The sequence below is a fragment of the Serratia sp. BW106 genome (assembly GCF_002607755.1).
Lineage (GTDB): Bacteria > Pseudomonadota > Gammaproteobacteria > Enterobacterales > Enterobacteriaceae > Serratia > Serratia proteamaculans.
The window spans coordinates 116,008-131,722 of sequence record NZ_MCGS01000020.1; the positions used below are offsets into that span (position 1 = coordinate 116,008).

Genomic DNA, 15,715 nt, shown 5'->3' on the forward strand with positions numbered 1-15,715 from the left:
TATGTCCGCTGAACACGTTTTGACGATGCTGAATGAGCATGAAGTGAAATTCGTAGACCTGCGTTTCACTGACACCAAGGGTAAGGAACAACACGTCACCATCCCTTCTCATCAGGTAAATGCCGACTTCTTCGAAGAAGGTAAAATGTTTGACGGCTCCTCGATCGGTGGTTGGAAGGGCATCAACGAATCTGACATGGTGCTGATGCCAGACGCCAGCACGGCGGTACTGGATCCATTCTTCGAAGAATCCACCCTGATCATTCGCTGCGACATTCTCGAGCCAGGCACCATGCAGGGCTACGATCGTGATCCGCGCTCCATCTCCAAGCGCGCAGAAGATTTCCTGCGTTCTTCCGGCATCGCGGACACCGTGCTGTTCGGGCCAGAGCCAGAATTCTTCCTGTTCGATGATATTCGTTTCGGCAGCAGCATCCGTGGTTCTCACGTAGCTATCGACGATATCGAAGGCGCATGGAACTCCGGCACCAAATATGATGGCGGCAACAAAGGCCACCGTCCGGCAGTCAAAGGCGGTTACTTCCCGGTTCCTCCGGTCGATTCTTCACAGGACATCCGTTCTACCATGTGTTTGACCATGGAAGAAATGGGCCTGGTGGTTGAAGCACACCACCACGAAGTGGCAACTGCAGGTCAAAACGAAGTGGCAACCCGCTTCAACACCATGACCAAGAAAGCCGACGAAATCCAAATCTACAAATACGTGGTTCACAACGTGGCTCACGCATTTGGCAAAACCGCGACCTTCATGCCGAAACCTATGTTCGGTGATAACGGCTCCGGTATGCACTGCCACATGTCGCTGTCCAAGAACGGGACTAACCTGTTCGCCGGCGACAAATACGGCGGCCTTTCTGAAATCGCCCTGTTCTACATCGGCGGTATCATCAAGCACGCTAAAGCGATCAACGCCCTGGCCAACCCGACCACCAACTCTTACAAGCGTCTGGTCCCAGGTTACGAAGCACCGGTCATGCTGGCTTACTCAGCCCGTAACCGTTCAGCTTCTATCCGTATCCCAGTGGTAGCCAGCCCGAAAGCGCGCCGTATCGAAGCCCGTTTCCCGGATCCAGCGGCTAACCCATACCTGTGCTTCGCGGCTCTGCTGATGGCAGGCCTGGACGGTGTGATTAACAAAATCCACCCTGGCGATGCCATGGACAAAAACCTGTATGACCTGCCACCAGAAGAAGAAGCTGAAATTCCAAAAGTTGCAGGCTCCCTGGATGAAGCGCTGGCTGCACTGAGCGAAGACCGCGAGTTCCTGACCCGTGGCGGCGTATTCACCGACGACGCGATCGACGCTTACATCGATCTGCGTAAAGAAGAAATGGACCGCGTTCGCATGACACCACACCCGGTTGAGTTCGAACTGTACTACAGCGTTTAAGTTTTACCGCGCCGTCTGCAGACGGCGCCCAGATTTAGTTGTTTTTTTGTTGCCGTGGAAACTTTCTGCCCATCTTCGGATGGGTTTTTTTCTCCACCGTATTTTCTGCAAAACTATTCCATACCGCACGCTGTGGGGATGGGGTAGGATAGATGCACTAAAAAGGTGCAGGAGTCTGCTGTATGGCAACTGGCAAGCTGCCCGATGCTGGGCAGATCCTCAATTCTCTCATCAACAGCATCCTGCTGTTGGATGATGATCTGGCGGTTCATTACGCCAATCCGGCAGCACAACAACTGCTGGCACAAAGTTCCCGTAAACTTTTCGGTACACCTTTGCCCGATCTGCTCGGCTATTTCTCACTGAACGTTGATCTGATGCGTGAGAGCCTGCGCGCCGGCCAGGGCTTTACCGATAGCGAAGTGACCCTGGTGGTTGATGGGCGCGCACATATCCTCTCCCTGACCGCCCAGGCGCTGTCTGAAGGCTATATCCTGATCGAGCTGGCGCCCATGGATAACCAACGCCGCCTGAGCCAGGAACAGCTGCAGCATGCTCAACAGGTTGCCGCCCGCGATCTGGTCCGTGGCCTGGCACATGAGATTAAAAACCCGCTTGGTGGACTGCGTGGCGCAGCACAACTGCTGGCCAAGGCCCTGCCCGACCCGTCGCTGACCGAATACACCAAGGTGATCATTGAACAGGCCGACCGCCTGCGCAATCTGGTCGATCGCCTGCTGGGCCCGCAACGCCCGGGCCAGCACATTACCCAGAGTATTCATCAGGTGGCGGAGCGCGTTTGCCAGTTGGTGTCGCTGGAGAAGCCGGATAACGTGACGCTGGTGCGCGACTACGACCCGAGCCTGCCCGAGATGGCACACGACCCGGATCAAATCGAGCAGGTGTTGCTGAACATCACCCGCAATGCGCTGCAGGCACTGGGCGAAGCAGGCGGCACTATCACGCTGCGCACCCGTACCGCATTCCAAATCACCCTGCACGGTACCCGCTACCGGTTAGCGGCACGTATCGATATCGAAGATGACGGCCCCGGCGTTCCGGCGCAGTTGCAGGACACGCTGTTTTACCCAATGGTCAGCGGCCGCGAAGGCGGAACCGGTCTGGGTTTATCCATCGCCCGTAATCTTATTGATCAGCATTGCGGAAAAATTGAATTTAACAGTTGGCCAGGACATACCGAATTCTCGGTTTACCTGCCTATTCGCCAGTGAGGTTTTCTATGCAACGAGGGATAGTCTGGATCGTCGATGACGATAGCTCCATCCGCTGGGTGCTTGAACGCGCGCTCACTGGAGCCGGTGTGAGCTGCGTGAGCTTCGAAAGTGGCAATGCGGTACTGGAAGCCCTGGCCACGCAAACGCCTGACGTGTTGCTGTCTGACATCCGCATGCCGGGTATGGATGGCCTGGCGTTGCTCAAGCAGATCAAGCAGCGTCATCCCATGCTACCGGTCATCATAATGACGGCACATTCGGATTTGGACGCCGCGGTCAGCGCCTACCAGCAAGGGGCGTTCGATTACCTGCCAAAACCCTTTGATATCGATGAGGCGGTAGCGCTGGTAGAACGCGCCATCAGCCATTATCAGGAACAGCAACAGCCGGCACGCAGCCAGCCGGCCAACGATCCGGTGGCAGACATTATCGGCGAGGCCCCGGCGATGCAGGACGTGTTCCGCATCATCGGTCGTCTGTCGCGTTCATCAATCAGCGTGCTGATCAACGGCGAATCCGGCACCGGTAAAGAGCTGGTGGCTCATGCCCTGCACCGCCATAGCCCGCGAGCCAAGTCACCCTTTATCGCGTTGAACATGGCAGCTATCCCGAAAGACCTGATCGAATCCGAGCTGTTCGGCCACGAGAAAGGGGCCTTTACCGGCGCCAATCAGATCCGTCAGGGCCGCTTTGAGCAGGCCGACGGCGGGACGCTGTTCCTGGATGAAATCGGTGATATGCCGCTGGATGTTCAAACTCGTTTACTTCGCGTGTTGGCAGATGGTCAGTTTTACCGGGTCGGTGGTTATGCGCCGGTCAAGGTGGATGTGCGTATTATCGCCGCCACCCACCAGAACCTGGAGTTGCGGGTACAGGAAGGCAAATTCCGTGAGGATCTGTTCCACCGCCTGAACGTGATCCGCGTACACCTGCCGCCGTTACGTGAACGTCGCGAGGACATCCCCCGTCTGGCCCGCTACTTCCTGCAAGTCGCGGCAAAAGAGTTGGGTGTTGAAGCGAAGAATCTGCATCCGGAAACCGAAACTGCCCTGACCCGCCTGCCGTGGCCGGGCAACGTGCGTCAGCTGGAAAACACCTGCCGCTGGTTAACCGTGATGGCCGCCGGGCAGGAAGTGCTGATTCAGGACCTGCCGAGTGAGCTGTTTGAAACCTCAGCACCGGAAACTGCCGGCCATAGCCTGCCGGACAGTTGGGCCACGCTGCTGGCGCAATGGGCCGATCGTGCACTGCGTTCCGGTCATCAAAACCTGCTGTCGGAAGCGCAACCGGAAATGGAGCGCACGCTGCTCACCACCGCGCTGCGTCATACCCAGGGGCATAAGCAGGAAGCTGCCCGCTTGTTGGGTTGGGGCCGTAATACCCTGACGCGCAAGTTGAAAGAGTTGGGAATGGAATAGCTTGCGTTATTGATGAAAACAGCCGCATTCGCGGCCGTTTTTTTATCGATCAAATAACCCGAGAGAATTGCTGAGTGCGCGCCTGTTGGCGCAGGTAGATATCAAAGCACATGCAAATATTGCGGATCAGTAGCCGGCCACGCGGCGTGACGCGAATACCCTGCTCGTCACGTTCCACCAGCCCATCGCGTTCAAACGGCGCCAGCAGTTGCAAATCCTCAGCAAAATAGCTGGCGAAGTCGATGTCGAACTGTTGTTCTATCGTCGGATAGTCCAGCTTGAAATTGCAGATCAGCGTTTTGATCACCTCACGCCGCAGGCAGTCGTCCTCCGTCATCGCCAGACCGCGCCATAAGGCATGACCCTGCGCCTCTACGCTGCTGTAATAGGTCTTCAGCTCTTTCTGGTTCTGGGCATAGCTGTCCCCCAGCATGCTGATAGCGGACACGCCCAGCCCCAGTAAATCACTGTCACCCTGAGTGGTGTACCCCTGGAAGTTACGATGCAGTTTGCCTTCACGCTGCGCCACGGCTAGCTCATCATCCGGACGGGCAAAGTGATCCATGCCGATAAACTGATAGCCGGACTCGGTCAGGGAGGCAATGGTCTGCTGCAGGATATCCAGTTTCTGCTGCGCACTCGGCAAATCCGCGTCTTTGATTTTACGTTGGGCGGCAAACAGGTTTGGCATATGCGCATAGTTGAATACGCTGAGGCGATCCGGGTTCAGTTCCGCCACCCGTTGCAGGGTGTAGGCAAAGCTCTCCGGCGTCTGCTTTGGCAGCCCGTAGATCAGATCGATATTGGTGGAGTTAAAACCCAGTGCCTTGGCGCGGGCGATCAGGGCGAAGATAAAGGCTTCATCCTGCTCACGGTTCACCAGCCGCTGCACCTCTTTATTGAAATCCTGTACCCCCATGCTCAGGCGGTTAAAGCCTTCGCTGCGTAAATGATCGAGCACATCCAGCTCAATCTCGCGCGGATCGACTTCGATCGACATTTCCAAATCGGGGAGAAAATCAAAATGTTGGCGCAACATTGCCACCAGCTTGCTGATTTGCACTTTGCTCAGGTAGGTCGGTGTGCCGCCACCCCAATGCAACTGGCCAACTTTACGCCCGGCAAACAGAGGAGCGCGCTGAGCGATCTCTTGTGCCAGCACCGCCAGGTATTCATCGGCCTTGTGCGTCTGACGCGTCACCAGTTTATTGCAGCCACAGAAATAGCAGAGTTTGTGACAGAAGGGGATATGCACATACAGCGACAGCGGACGCTCTGGATAACGCGCAGCGGCGCGTTGAAACGCCGCTTCGTCATAGCCCTGGTTGAACTCCAGCGCTGTGGGGTATGAGGTATAACGCGGCCCTGAATAGTTATATTTCTGGATCAGGGCCAGATCCCAGACAATTGCCTGCTCTGACATGCTCACTCCTTCCGATATTTTTTTCTACCGGGCCGGGAAATGGGCAGTTGTCTACGCTGTCTGGCCGCGGAAGCGCTGCGAAAACGCGTTTTGCGTTTTGACAGCCGCCACAGTTTACCGAATAACCACAGCAGATAACACATTAAGAGTAGGGCTACTGTCAGGATCAACCACATGACGCGTTAAATTACGTCTTTCGGGTTACCGCCTTTCAGCAGCTTCAGGATATCTTCCCGCTTTTCTTCTTCTTCTTCTTCTTCGTCGTCATCGCCCAACTCAATGCCCAGTTGCTCCATCAGGGTATCGATACGATCCAGCGTCTGATCAACATAAGCCTGATCTTCGGCGTTCAGAGTCTCGCCGTCATCAATGCGATCCAGCAGTGCGTCCAGACGCTCATCATTTTCCAGCTTGGCCAGTTCTTCTTCCGGCGTCAGACGTGGTTTAGGCTTGGCTTCAGCTTTTGGCTTGGGTTGCGGCTTGGCTTTTGGTTTATCTTCAACCAACAGCGCTACCGGCACTTTGCTGCCGATACGCGGATCTTTGGCCTGGGCTGCCGCTTTATTTTTTTGATTAGCCGACTCAACCTGGGTGCGAGAACCGGAAGCAAGACCACGGCGTTTTTTCTGACGCTTGTGTTCACGGGCTTCCTGATCGAGCTCCGCACGGCTTTTCTTTTTGTTTTTCGGCGTCGCCGCGCTGCTGCGTGGGGCGCGAGGTGCTTTTGATGGCTGGTTCATAGCGTATGCTCTTAGGTATGTAGATTCAGTATAGAGATAGATGCTATACGATTGCGGCGGAATCTAGCAGAAAGCGAACAAAGAAAAAAGGCGGCAGGTTAAACCTGCCGCCTTTTTACACCTTCTTTCGAAGGATATTCCTGCTACGCGCTCCGTGCGTACATTCAACATCCTGGTTTTTCCTTTTGCTATAAACGCAATCCCTGCCGCACTACGTCCTTCATCCTGAAGGGAAAATCGTCCATGGCGCAATCCGTTCGCATCCACTCTTCCTGAGCGCGCTTCCTGCGGGCATTCCAATCGCGGTAACTTCACCATCCTTGTGCTATTCGCATATTCAGATGCAAATAGGTCAATTCCTTCTGGGTTCATCCTGGCACTCCAGCACTTCCTGTGCACTCCATGAGATTTATCACCCTTCCCGGATGTTCCTTAATCCTGCACAGCCCTGTGCTGCAAGCTACTTTACGCGATCAAGGGGGAGTCTCAAGGTAGCTGCAGGGCTTTGGCACCACAAAGAGGACAACGGAGAATTAAATCATTGTTTTAAAATGGAAAGAATAAAAACAGCTTTCGAATAAAGCGACATTACCCCCTATTCGAATGGCGAATGTCTCACAAGCCCGGCCGGGTCTGACTACCATGCCCTGCTGCCACAACGCTTAAAAACAGAGAAACACACCATTTTTACCGCTGATGCAGTTATAATCGCCAATCAGTTAGCCATCCTCGCGGAGACGAAAAATTTTGACCAGCAAGAATTACAATTATCATGTGACCCATTTCGTCACCAGTGCGCCCGATATTCGCCATCTGCCGGGGGATGAAGGTATTGAAGTTGCGTTCGCCGGCCGCTCTAATGCCGGTAAGTCCAGCGCGTTAAATACCCTGACCAACCAGAAAGGCCTGGCGCGTACCAGTAAAACGCCGGGGCGTACCCAGCTGATTAACCTGTTTGAAGTGGAAGAAGGCATTCGCCTCGTCGACCTGCCGGGTTATGGCTACGCCGAAGTTCCTGAAGAGATGAAACGCAAATGGCAGCGTGCGCTGGGTGAATACCTGCAAATGCGTAACTGCCTGAAAGGCCTGGTGGTGCTGATGGATATCCGCCATCCGTTGAAAGATCTCGACCAACAGATGATTCAGTGGGCCGTCGATGTCGGTACACCGGTCATGCTCCTGCTGACCAAAGCAGATAAACTGGCCTCTGGCGCGCGTAAAGCGCAGCTTAATATGGTGCGTGAAGCGGTAGTGCCGTTTATGGGCGATATCCAGGTTGAAGCCTTCTCCTCCCCGAAAAAAATCGGCGTCGACAAGCTGAGTCAAAAGCTGAACACCTGGTTTAACGAGATCCCACCGGAAGTGCTGCCGGAAGATGACGACACCGCCGGCGAATAACAATGCCTCAGGTGCCGCAATAGCCGATGTGGAAACGCATCGGCTTTTTTACACCCGCGATCCGCGATATCAGGCTACTTTCGTTATCTAATTACAGTTTTGACTGAAATCCATCATAAACTCTTATGACGATTTAACGTTGAAAGTCCAACGGATGGGCAATTTCAGGGAATCGATTGAGGAAAAAGTGGGTCGGAGAGAATAGGAAAAACTTATGGCTTGGCTTTGTTTTTACAATAAAAAACGCCCCAGTCAATACTGACTGGGGCGGCTAAATATTCAGCCAAATCCGATTACGTGAAGTAAAAGGTCTGAAAGATAGAACATCTTACCTCTGTACCCTACGCGAGTAACTTTACATGATTTTTTCGCAGTGCAAAAGAATTTTTTGTAGTTTACTTACACAGTTTAGTGCGTAATAACGGCGAGGTTGTGGAAACAATCGCCGTATCTTGTAGCTTAATTACAAAAACTGCTTAGGTTATCGCCAGTTAGCGCATCCACTGAAGGTCCGGCTGGCAAGCCACGGCATTCTTAGTGGGCTTCATCCCAGTTGGCACCCACGCCAACGTCGACTTTCAGCGGCACGGCCAACGCCATGCTGTTTTCCATCAGCTCACGTATACGCTGGTTGGATTCCTCAATCACCGACTCATGCACCTCGAACACCAGTTCATCGTGCACCTGCATAATCATACGCACCAGCGGCTTCTCCTGAGCTTGCAGCCAGGCGTCCACTTCGATCATCGCACGTTTGATGATATCGGCTGCCGTCCCCTGCATTGGGGCATTAATCGCCGCACGCTCGGCCGCCTTGCGACGCATGCCATTACTGGAGCTGACATCCGGCAAGTACAGACGACGACCGTCCAGCGTACTGACATAGCCCTGGCTGGCGGCCTGCTGGCGGGTGCGCTCCATATATTCCAGCACGCCCGGATAACGTTCGAAGTAAAGGTCCATATAGCGCTGTGCTTCACCGCGTGGGATCCCTAGCTGTCGCGCCAGACCGAACGCGCTCATGCCATAAATCAGGCCAAAGTTAATCGCCTTGGCGCTACGGCGCTGTTCGTTGGTCACCTTATCGAGCGGCAGGCCAAACACCTCGGCCGCGGTGGCACGGTGGATGTCCTCACCGGCTGCAAAGGCCTTCAGCAGCCCCTCATCCTGTGACAGGTGGGCCATAATGCGCAGTTCAATTTGCGAATAGTCGGCAGCCACAATGCGGTAACCTTCAGGGGCAATAAATGCCTGGCGGATACGGCGCCCTTCGTCGTTACGTACCGGAATATTCTGCAGGTTAGGATCGCTGGAAGAGAGACGCCCAGTCGCCGTCACCGCCTGATGATAGGAGGTATGTACCCGGCCACTGACCGGGTTAATCATCAGCGGCAGCTTGTCGGTATAGGTGGTTTTCAGCTTCGCCAAACCACGGTATTCCAGGATCACCTTAGGTAACGGGTAATCCAGCGCCAATTCAGCCAGCACCTCTTCGTTAGTCGAAGGCGCACCCCCCGGGGTTTTTTTCAGTATTGGCAGCTTTTGTTTTTCGTACAGGATCGCCTGCAGCTGTTTGGTAGATGCCAGATTGAAAGGCTCTTCCGCCAATTCATGGGCCTGAATTTCCAACTCAGCCAAGCGCTTGGTCAATTCAATGGAGTGTGTGGCCAGAATGCTTTGGTCAATCAACACCCCGGTTCGTTCGATATGCGACAACACCGGCAGCAGCGGCATTTCAATCTCATTGAATACCGTCAACAGTTCGGCGCTTTCCTTCAATTGCGGCCACATCGCTAAGTGTAGTTGCAGCGTGACGTCGGCATCTTCAGCGGCGTAAGGTGCTGCCTGCTCCAGTGCAATCTGGTTGAAGGTGAGCTGCTTTTTCCCCTTGCCGGCAATTTCTTCGAAGGTCACGGTTTTGTGGTCAAGATAGCGATCGGACAAGCTGTCCATATCGTGGCGACCGCCTACGCTGTCGAGCACATAGGATTCCAGCATGGTGTCGAAAGCAATACCACGCAAGGTGATGTCGTAACGCGCCAGCAGGCTCATATCAAACTTCAGGTTTTGCCCGACCTTCAGCGCTTTCTCGTCTTCCAGCAGTGGCTTCAGCGTAGCCAACACATGAGCGCGATCCAACTGTGCCGGCGCATCAAGATAATCATGTGCCACCGGCAGATAAGCGGCTTCGCCCGGTGCAATGGCAAATGACAGGCCGATCAGGTTAGCGGTCAGGGTATCCAGGCCGTCAGTTTCGGTATCAAACGCAAACACTTCGGCTTTTTTCAGCTTTTCCAGCCACTCGGCGAAGGTGTCCTCATCCAGAATGGTGACGTAGCCTTCTTGCGACAGTGTTGCTTCTGCCGGAGCTTTTCCGGTTTCAGCAACTGCACTGGCAGAAGATTTCGCCGCGCTGGTTGCTTTCACTCCGGCGCCTTTCTTGCCTTCGAGCCAAATGCCGGCTTCGACATCCGCCAGCCAGCGCTTAAATTCATACTGTTTGAACAACTGCTGCAACGTATCTACGTCCAGCGGAGACACCTGGAGATCGGCGCAGGTCAGATCCAGCTCGACGTCAGTTTTGATAGTAGCCAGCTTGTAAGAGAGGTACGCCATCTCTTTGTTCTGTTCCAGCTTGGCCGCCATGGTTTTGGCCCCACGGAAGCTGAGCGTGGCGATGCTGTCCAGATTGGCATAGAGCACATCCAGTCCACCCAGGCCCTGTAACAGCCCCTGCGCGGTCTTCTCACCCACGCCAGGCACACCTGGGATGTTATCCGAGGCATCCCCCATCAGCGCCAGGAAGTCGATAATCAGCTCCGGCGGGATGCCGTACTTGTCGCACACTTCCTGCGGGCCGAGAATGGTGTTGTTCATGGTGTTGATCAAAGTGACGTTCGGCGTGACCAGCTGCGCCATGTCTTTATCGCCGGTGCTGATCAGCACTGCATGACCGGCTTTTTCAGCTTCCAGTGCCAGCGTACCGATGACGTCGTCCGCCTCAACGCCGGGCGTGACCAGCAGCGGCAGACCCATGGCCTTGACCATTTTGTGCAACGGCTCAATTTGCGCACGCAGATCGTCAGGCATCGGTGGCCGGTGCGATTTGTATTCTGCAAACAGCTCATCACGGAAGGTTTTTCCTTTGGCATCAAACACCACCGCAACATGGCTTGGCTGGTACTGCAGCAGCAGGCTACGCAGCATATTCAGCACGCCGTACATTGCCCCGGTCGGTTCACCTGCGGAGTTGGTCAGCGGAGGGAAGGCATGATAAGCGCGGTAGAGGTAAGAGGAACCGTCAACCAGGATTAATGGGTTTTCTGCAATTTGAGCCATAGCGTTACTTTATCTTTATCGTGATCGGACATGACGGTAAGCATGCCATAGCTGGCCGCCTGAGACGAACCTTAGCGTGCATTAAGGGTGAAAATCCTGTGATCTTGCGAAGCGATCCGCAAGATCCTTCCTGTGGATAACTTTGTGCATAGAAAAGACAGCAAATTATAACGATGCGTTTATCGTTATAAGAGGAAATAAAATTCCTATTGAAATCACGGCGTTAAATGGCGTTATTTTGACTGAGGGTAATTATCGACTTTTACACAATTTGTGGATATAACTTGCGTCCAATTTTAATAGCACTATTCATCAAATTTGACACCTCAATTACCATAGCACAAGATGAGCAAGTTGCACGAAAACGCAGCAAATGCCTATTTCTCTCGCTATAAAACAGTTACCGTTTGCGGACGCTTTCTCCCCATAATTTCTGTTAAAATATTTTTTTGTTCATGCATACCGGCATGTAACGCTGTTCTCACCAACCGTCAGCCCATAACCATGCCAAGATTGTTATCCCCTGTTATTTTTATACTTTCTGCCCTGCTCGCCATTTTGGTGACCGTGCTCTGTTCGATCCCGATAACGCTGGCCGGTATCATTAAACTACTGGTGCCTTTTCCTGCCGTCTGGCGACGTATCTCAGCCTTTTCCGATTTTATGATGTGGTGCTGGTGTGTGTGGCTGGCACTGCTATTACGCATCAACTGGCAGCTGCGCTGGGATATTGAAGGGTTGGAAGGCTTGGAGCGCAAAAACTGGTACCTGCTGATCAGTAATCATGAAAGCTGGTCAGATATTGTAGTGTTGTGCGTGTTGTTCCGTAACCATATTCCAATGAATAAATACTTTCTTAAGCAACAGTTAGCCTGGGTGCCCTTTGTCGGCCTGGCCTGCTGGGCACTGGATATGCCATTCATGAAACGTTACTCGCGCGCCTATTTACTCAAACATCCGCAAAAGCGCGGGAATGACATTGAAACCACACGCCGTTCCTGCGAAAAATTTCGTCAACGCCCAACCACTATCGTCAATTTTGTGGAAGGGTCACGCTTTACTGAAGCCAAGAAAATTAAAACCCATTCACCCTACCGCAATTTATTGGCCCCTAAGGCCGCCGGTATTGCTTTTACACTCAGTGCATTAGGCAAGCAGTTCGATAAAGTGTTAAACGTCACTCTGCTTTATCCTGAAAATACGGAGCGGCCTTTTTTGGATATGTTGTGTGGCCGGTTGAAACGCGTAGTGGTAAGAATTGAGTTGCTGCCAATCGATGAAACCATGCATGGCGATTACTTTAATGATAAGCAGTTTAAGCGGCGCTTCCAGCTTTGGCTGAATACGCTGTGGCAAGATAAAGATCGGCTGCTGGATAAGTTGAAGCGACAGTAAGGAAAGAAAAAGCCGGCTAAGCCGGCTTTTTTACTATAAATTTTGGTTACTTTTGTTCGCTGAGGAATTTAACCACGTCGGCGAATTGCTTCACGTAAGCATCCATCGAGCTGGTATCCAGGCCGTCGTTTTTAACCATGTATTTGCCGTTAACAAATACGGCTGGCACACCGCGCAGTTGCAGATCTTCTGCGGCTTTCTCCTGTTGAACCACCAGGGATTTCACCACGAAGCTGTTCAGGGCCCCATCATAATCAGCCGCGCTCACGCCAGCCTTCACAAACACATTGCGGATATCATCTGGAGTTTGCACGGTCTGGGTTTTCTGCACCGCTTCAAACATCAGTGGGCTAACTTTATCTTCCACACCCAACGCCATTGCCACAGCCCAAGCCTGAGTCAGTTGTTTACCCAATGGCCCAAGGAATTCAACGTGGTATTTGGTCATTTTAGTGCCCGCAGGCAACGCCTTTTTCACATTTTCGGAAACGTGATACACCTGCTCAAACTGATAGCAGTGCGGGCAATAGAAGGAAAAGAACTCCAGCACCTGAGGCTCGCCGGTCACCGGCTTGTCCAGGGTGACGTACTGTGTACCATCGCTAAATTGCGCAGCCGAGGCACTGAATGCCATTACCATGCCAACGAGTGCCAACCATATTTTCTTCATAAGACTAAACTCTCCATTATGTTAAAGCTTCAATACATTGGCATCAGCTGCAGAGGGGGTTCCTGCAACAGCTTAACCTGTTCGGTGAATGCCGCGGTCTGAGATAACCAAAAATCAGACTCCGCCATCCACGGAAAACTTTTAGGAAACGCGGGATCTTGCCAACGACGAGCAACCCATGCCAGGTAGTACACCATGCGCATGGCCCGCAACGGCTCGATCAACGCCAATTCACTTTGATCAAACTCGGCAAACTCGGAGTAAGCCTCCAGCAAAATATCTAACTGCATCAAACGATCGCGACGTTCACCGTGCAACAGCATCCACAGATCCTGTATCGCCGGCCCGTTACGCGCATCGTCAAGATCAACAAACAGCGGGCCATCTCGCCACAGAATATTGCCTGGGTGACAATCACCGTGCAAACGCCGCGGCTGCCAATCCAGGTGCCAACGTTGTTTAATCGCCTCGATCAACCGGTCTATCGCGGTCAGGAAGTTTTCACGTTGGGCCTTCGGTAACAGTTCACAGCCAGCCAATACCTGACGCGGTGCCATGAGGTATTCCTCAATGCCCATTGTCGGGCGTTCCACAAACAGGCTTTCACTACCTACCTGATGAATACGCCCCAGGAAACGGCCCACCCATTCCAGTTGATCGAGATTATCGATCTCATACTGCCGCCCACCAACGCTGGGAAAGACAGTAAAAAAGAAACCGCTGTGTGTATGCAGCGTTTGGCCTTGCAGGGACAACGGCGCAACGGCCGGGATCTCCGCCAGGGCAAGATCATGAGAGAACTGGTGTTCTTCACCAATTTGCTCAGCGCTCCAGCGTTCGGGCCGATAAAACTTCACCACGTAACGCTTACGATCTTCGTCCATAAACTGATAGACGCGGTTTTCATAGCTGTTAAGCGCTGTCAGCCCGGAGTCTACACGCAGGCCAACACCCTCCAGCGCGTCCATAATCAGGTCGGGCGACAGGGTCTGAAAATTAAAAGCTGAGTTGTTCATAACAACATTCGGTTTCGTTTGGTGACATCACTGTGCCGGGAATGAGAAATAGTAGCATTAATGGCAGGTTTCACGAGTAACTGGTTCACCTTACCGCACGAATGCTAATCCTTTATCACCCCACGAGCGCGTAGCAATGCCGTTTTGAAGTCTTCCTCGTAATCCTTTTTCAGGCCGGGGATCTGTTCGGTGCCGGCGCTACCGCGCATTTTCAGATGGTAGATCAGGATATCATCGCTCAGTTCGGGCAGATTGCCCTGGAAACCGGCTTCCTGTGCCAGTTTTTGCAAAAACTGGATCAGATTGAGATCCGGATCTTCCTGCCAGGCCGGCTGTAGCAGCTCAATCAGCTCGTTTACGCGGTGCGTTTTCATCGCAATATCATCCAATAGAATCAATAAACACACAAAGTAACAGGCTTACCAACGCAGTGAAAGGAGCAGCTTGTCAATAAAGGTAAATCCTGATGTCGCACCCTCTTTAGCGCTACAATCAGGGCGTTAGCCATAAATTCGGGATGATGGATATGCATGAGGAGATTACCGGCATTATTTTAGCCGGCGGGCGCGCCACACGTATGGGCGGAGAAGATAAAGGTCTGGTTCAGGTAGCCGGCATACCTCTCTACCAATACGTACTTTCTCGGCTACGCCCCCAGGTGGGCCAGATAGCCATCAGCGCCAATCGCAATCAAGAAAGCTATCGGGAAAGTGGTCTGCCCATCATCAGCGATCTGACTCCCGACTTTTCCGGCCCACTCGCAGGCATGCTGGCCGGGCTGAAACACGCGAGCACCGAATGGGTTGCTTTTGTCCCCTGCGACGTCCCCGATTTTCCCACCACTTTGGTTGATCAGCTCTGGCAACAAAAAGGCCCTGCTCTGGCCGCCTATGCCAGCGATGGAAAGCGGGCACACCCCACTTTGGCGCTGTTGCATACCAGCCTGGCACCTAAATTGGAAGAGTATCTGGCCCGTGGGGAACGCAAGTTGATGTTATTCCTCGACGCGGCAGGGGCACGGCAAATAGCGTTCAGTGGCCAACAGGGGGCATTCCATAATCTTAATACCCTGGAAGACTGTCTGCGTTGGCAGCAGGAAAAAGGACTCATCAATGAATAATGCGCTTCCTCCTTTGCTGGCGATCGCCGCCTATAGCGGGACGGGTAAAACCACGCTGCTTAAGCAATTAATTCCTTTATTAAAGCAGCGGCACATCCACGTCGGGCTGATCAAACATACGCATCATGATATGGACGTGGACACGCCAGGCAAAGACAGTTACGAACTGCGCAAAGCGGGCGCCGACCAGACCCTGGTCGCCAGCGATCGTCGCTGGGCATTAATGACAGAAACTCCAGAACAGCAATCCCTGGATCTTCAGTATCTGGCCAGTCGCTTTGATCGTAGCAAGGTGGATGTAATTTTAGTCGAAGGGTTTAAGCACGAGCCCGTCAGCAAAATCATTCTTTATCGTGAAGATATTGGCAGGCCGCTTGAGGATATGTTGGACGAGTTCGTTATCGCCGTTGCCAGCGATCAATCGATAACGATTAAGGCAAGATCACTGGATCTCAACCAACCAGAAAGTATTGCCGACTTCATCGTGGAATGGCTGAAAGGCGCAGCGTAGCTGCGTCTGTTCTTTCTTTTCTTTCTTTCGCACACAGCA

General features: G+C 53.0%; 13 protein-coding genes. 7 read left to right on the forward strand and 6 right to left on the reverse strand.

Annotated elements, in window-relative coordinates:
* The first annotated feature begins 1 nt into the window (after position 1).
* The 3 genes from glnA to glnG all read left to right on the forward strand — a co-directional run bounded on the left by glnA (position 2) and on the right by glnG (position 4,064).
* Positions 2-1,411, forward strand: a complete 1,410-nt coding sequence (gene glnA / locus BEI65_RS14530; protein WP_085120082.1) for a glutamate--ammonia ligase — start codon at positions 2-4, stop codon at positions 1,409-1,411.
* Positions 1,412-1,593: 182 nt separating this feature from the next.
* A complete protein-coding gene (gene glnL, locus BEI65_RS14535) occupies positions 1,594-2,643 on the forward strand; it encodes a nitrogen regulation protein NR(II) (protein ID WP_099063934.1) in 1,050 nt (349 codons plus the stop codon).
* Between the two features lie 8 nt (positions 2,644-2,651).
* Positions 2,652-4,064: a nitrogen regulation protein NR(I) gene (glnG, locus tag BEI65_RS14540; protein WP_085120084.1), complete on the forward strand. Its 1,413-nt coding sequence runs from the start codon at positions 2,652-2,654 to the stop codon at positions 4,062-4,064.
* A gap of 49 nt (positions 4,065-4,113) precedes the next feature.
* Here glnG and hemN read toward each other — a convergent pair whose 3' ends face one another.
* Together hemN and yihI are read right to left on the reverse strand one after the other, a co-directional pair.
* Positions 4,114-5,487, reverse strand: a complete 1,374-nt coding sequence (gene hemN, locus BEI65_RS14545) for an oxygen-independent coproporphyrinogen III oxidase (protein ID WP_099063935.1) — start codon at positions 5,485-5,487, stop codon at positions 4,114-4,116.
* Positions 5,488-5,669: 182 nt separating this feature from the next.
* On the reverse strand, positions 5,670-6,227 hold the full coding sequence (gene yihI, locus BEI65_RS14555) for a Der GTPase-activating protein YihI (RefSeq protein WP_099063936.1): 558 nt from the start codon (positions 6,225-6,227) through the stop codon (positions 5,670-5,672).
* A 747-nt stretch (positions 6,228-6,974) separates the two neighbouring features.
* On the opposite strand from yihI, the gene yihA reads away from it, so the two are divergent.
* Positions 6,975-7,625 carry a ribosome biogenesis GTP-binding protein YihA/YsxC gene (gene yihA, locus BEI65_RS14565; RefSeq protein WP_099063937.1) on the forward strand — a complete coding sequence of 217 codons (651 nt, stop codon included), beginning with the start codon at positions 6,975-6,977 and terminating at the stop codon, positions 7,623-7,625.
* A 534-nt stretch (positions 7,626-8,159) separates the two neighbouring features.
* Here the strand turns inward: yihA and polA are convergent.
* The gene (polA, locus tag BEI65_RS14570; RefSeq protein WP_099063938.1) at positions 8,160-10,964 is read right to left on the reverse strand and encodes a DNA polymerase I; all 2,805 of its coding nucleotides are present in this window, start codon (positions 10,962-10,964) and stop codon (positions 8,160-8,162) included.
* Between the two features lie 504 nt (positions 10,965-11,468).
* Here polA and BEI65_RS14575 point away from each other — a divergent pair.
* Positions 11,469-12,359: an acyltransferase gene (locus BEI65_RS14575; RefSeq protein WP_099063939.1), complete on the forward strand. Its 891-nt coding sequence runs from the start codon at positions 11,469-11,471 to the stop codon at positions 12,357-12,359.
* Between the two features lie 46 nt (positions 12,360-12,405).
* On the opposite strand, the gene dsbA is transcribed toward BEI65_RS14575, so the two are convergent.
* The 3 genes from dsbA to BEI65_RS14590 all read right to left on the reverse strand — a co-directional run bounded on the left by dsbA (position 12,406) and on the right by BEI65_RS14590 (position 14,419).
* A complete protein-coding gene (dsbA, locus tag BEI65_RS14580; RefSeq protein ID WP_020837681.1) occupies positions 12,406-13,029 on the reverse strand; it encodes a thiol:disulfide interchange protein DsbA in 624 nt (207 codons plus the stop codon).
* Positions 13,030-13,058: 29 nt separating this feature from the next.
* Entirely contained in the window at positions 13,059-14,045 is a 987-nt protein-coding gene (locus tag BEI65_RS14585; RefSeq protein ID WP_099063940.1) for a serine/threonine protein kinase, read from the reverse strand.
* Positions 14,046-14,149: 104 nt separating this feature from the next.
* Positions 14,150-14,419, reverse strand: a complete 270-nt coding sequence (locus tag BEI65_RS14590) for a YihD family protein (protein ID WP_099063941.1) — start codon at positions 14,417-14,419, stop codon at positions 14,150-14,152.
* Positions 14,420-14,571: 152 nt separating this feature from the next.
* On the opposite strand from BEI65_RS14590, the gene mobA reads away from it, so the two are divergent.
* Together mobA and mobB are read left to right on the forward strand one after the other, a co-directional pair.
* Positions 14,572-15,165 carry a molybdenum cofactor guanylyltransferase MobA gene (gene mobA, locus BEI65_RS14595; protein WP_099063948.1) on the forward strand — a complete coding sequence of 198 codons (594 nt, stop codon included), beginning with the start codon at positions 14,572-14,574 and terminating at the stop codon, positions 15,163-15,165.
* A complete protein-coding gene (gene mobB / locus BEI65_RS14600; protein ID WP_099063942.1) occupies positions 15,158-15,676 on the forward strand; it encodes a molybdopterin-guanine dinucleotide biosynthesis protein MobB in 519 nt (172 codons plus the stop codon). Before mobA ends, mobB begins: the two co-directional genes overlap by 8 nt.
* Positions 15,677-15,715: the final 39 nt, after the last annotated feature.

Coding starts and splice junctions, on each gene's coding strand:
- hemN (WP_099063935.1), bottom strand. CDS start 5,487: ATGTCAGAGCAGGCAATTGTCTGGGATCTGGCCCTGATCCAGAAATAT.
- BEI65_RS14575 (WP_099063939.1), top strand. CDS start 11,469: ATGCCAAGATTGTTATCCCCTGTTATTTTTATACTTTCTGCCCTGCTC.
- glnL (WP_099063934.1), top strand. CDS start 1,594: ATGGCAACTGGCAAGCTGCCCGATGCTGGGCAGATCCTCAATTCTCTC.
- dsbA (WP_020837681.1), bottom strand. CDS start 13,029: ATGAAGAAAATATGGTTGGCACTCGTTGGCATGGTAATGGCATTCAGT.
- glnG (WP_085120084.1), top strand. CDS start 2,652: ATGCAACGAGGGATAGTCTGGATCGTCGATGACGATAGCTCCATCCGC.
- mobB (WP_099063942.1), top strand. CDS start 15,158: ATGAATAATGCGCTTCCTCCTTTGCTGGCGATCGCCGCCTATAGCGGG.
- yihI (WP_099063936.1), bottom strand. CDS start 6,227: ATGAACCAGCCATCAAAAGCACCTCGCGCCCCACGCAGCAGCGCGGCG.
- polA (WP_099063938.1), bottom strand. CDS start 10,964: ATGGCTCAAATTGCAGAAAACCCATTAATCCTGGTTGACGGTTCCTCT.
- glnA (WP_085120082.1), top strand. CDS start 2: ATGTCCGCTGAACACGTTTTGACGATGCTGAATGAGCATGAAGTGAAA.
- BEI65_RS14585 (WP_099063940.1), bottom strand. CDS start 14,045: ATGAACAACTCAGCTTTTAATTTTCAGACCCTGTCGCCCGACCTGATT.
- mobA (WP_099063948.1), top strand. CDS start 14,572: ATGCATGAGGAGATTACCGGCATTATTTTAGCCGGCGGGCGCGCCACA.
- BEI65_RS14590 (WP_099063941.1), bottom strand. CDS start 14,419: ATGAAAACGCACCGCGTAAACGAGCTGATTGAGCTGCTACAGCCGGCC.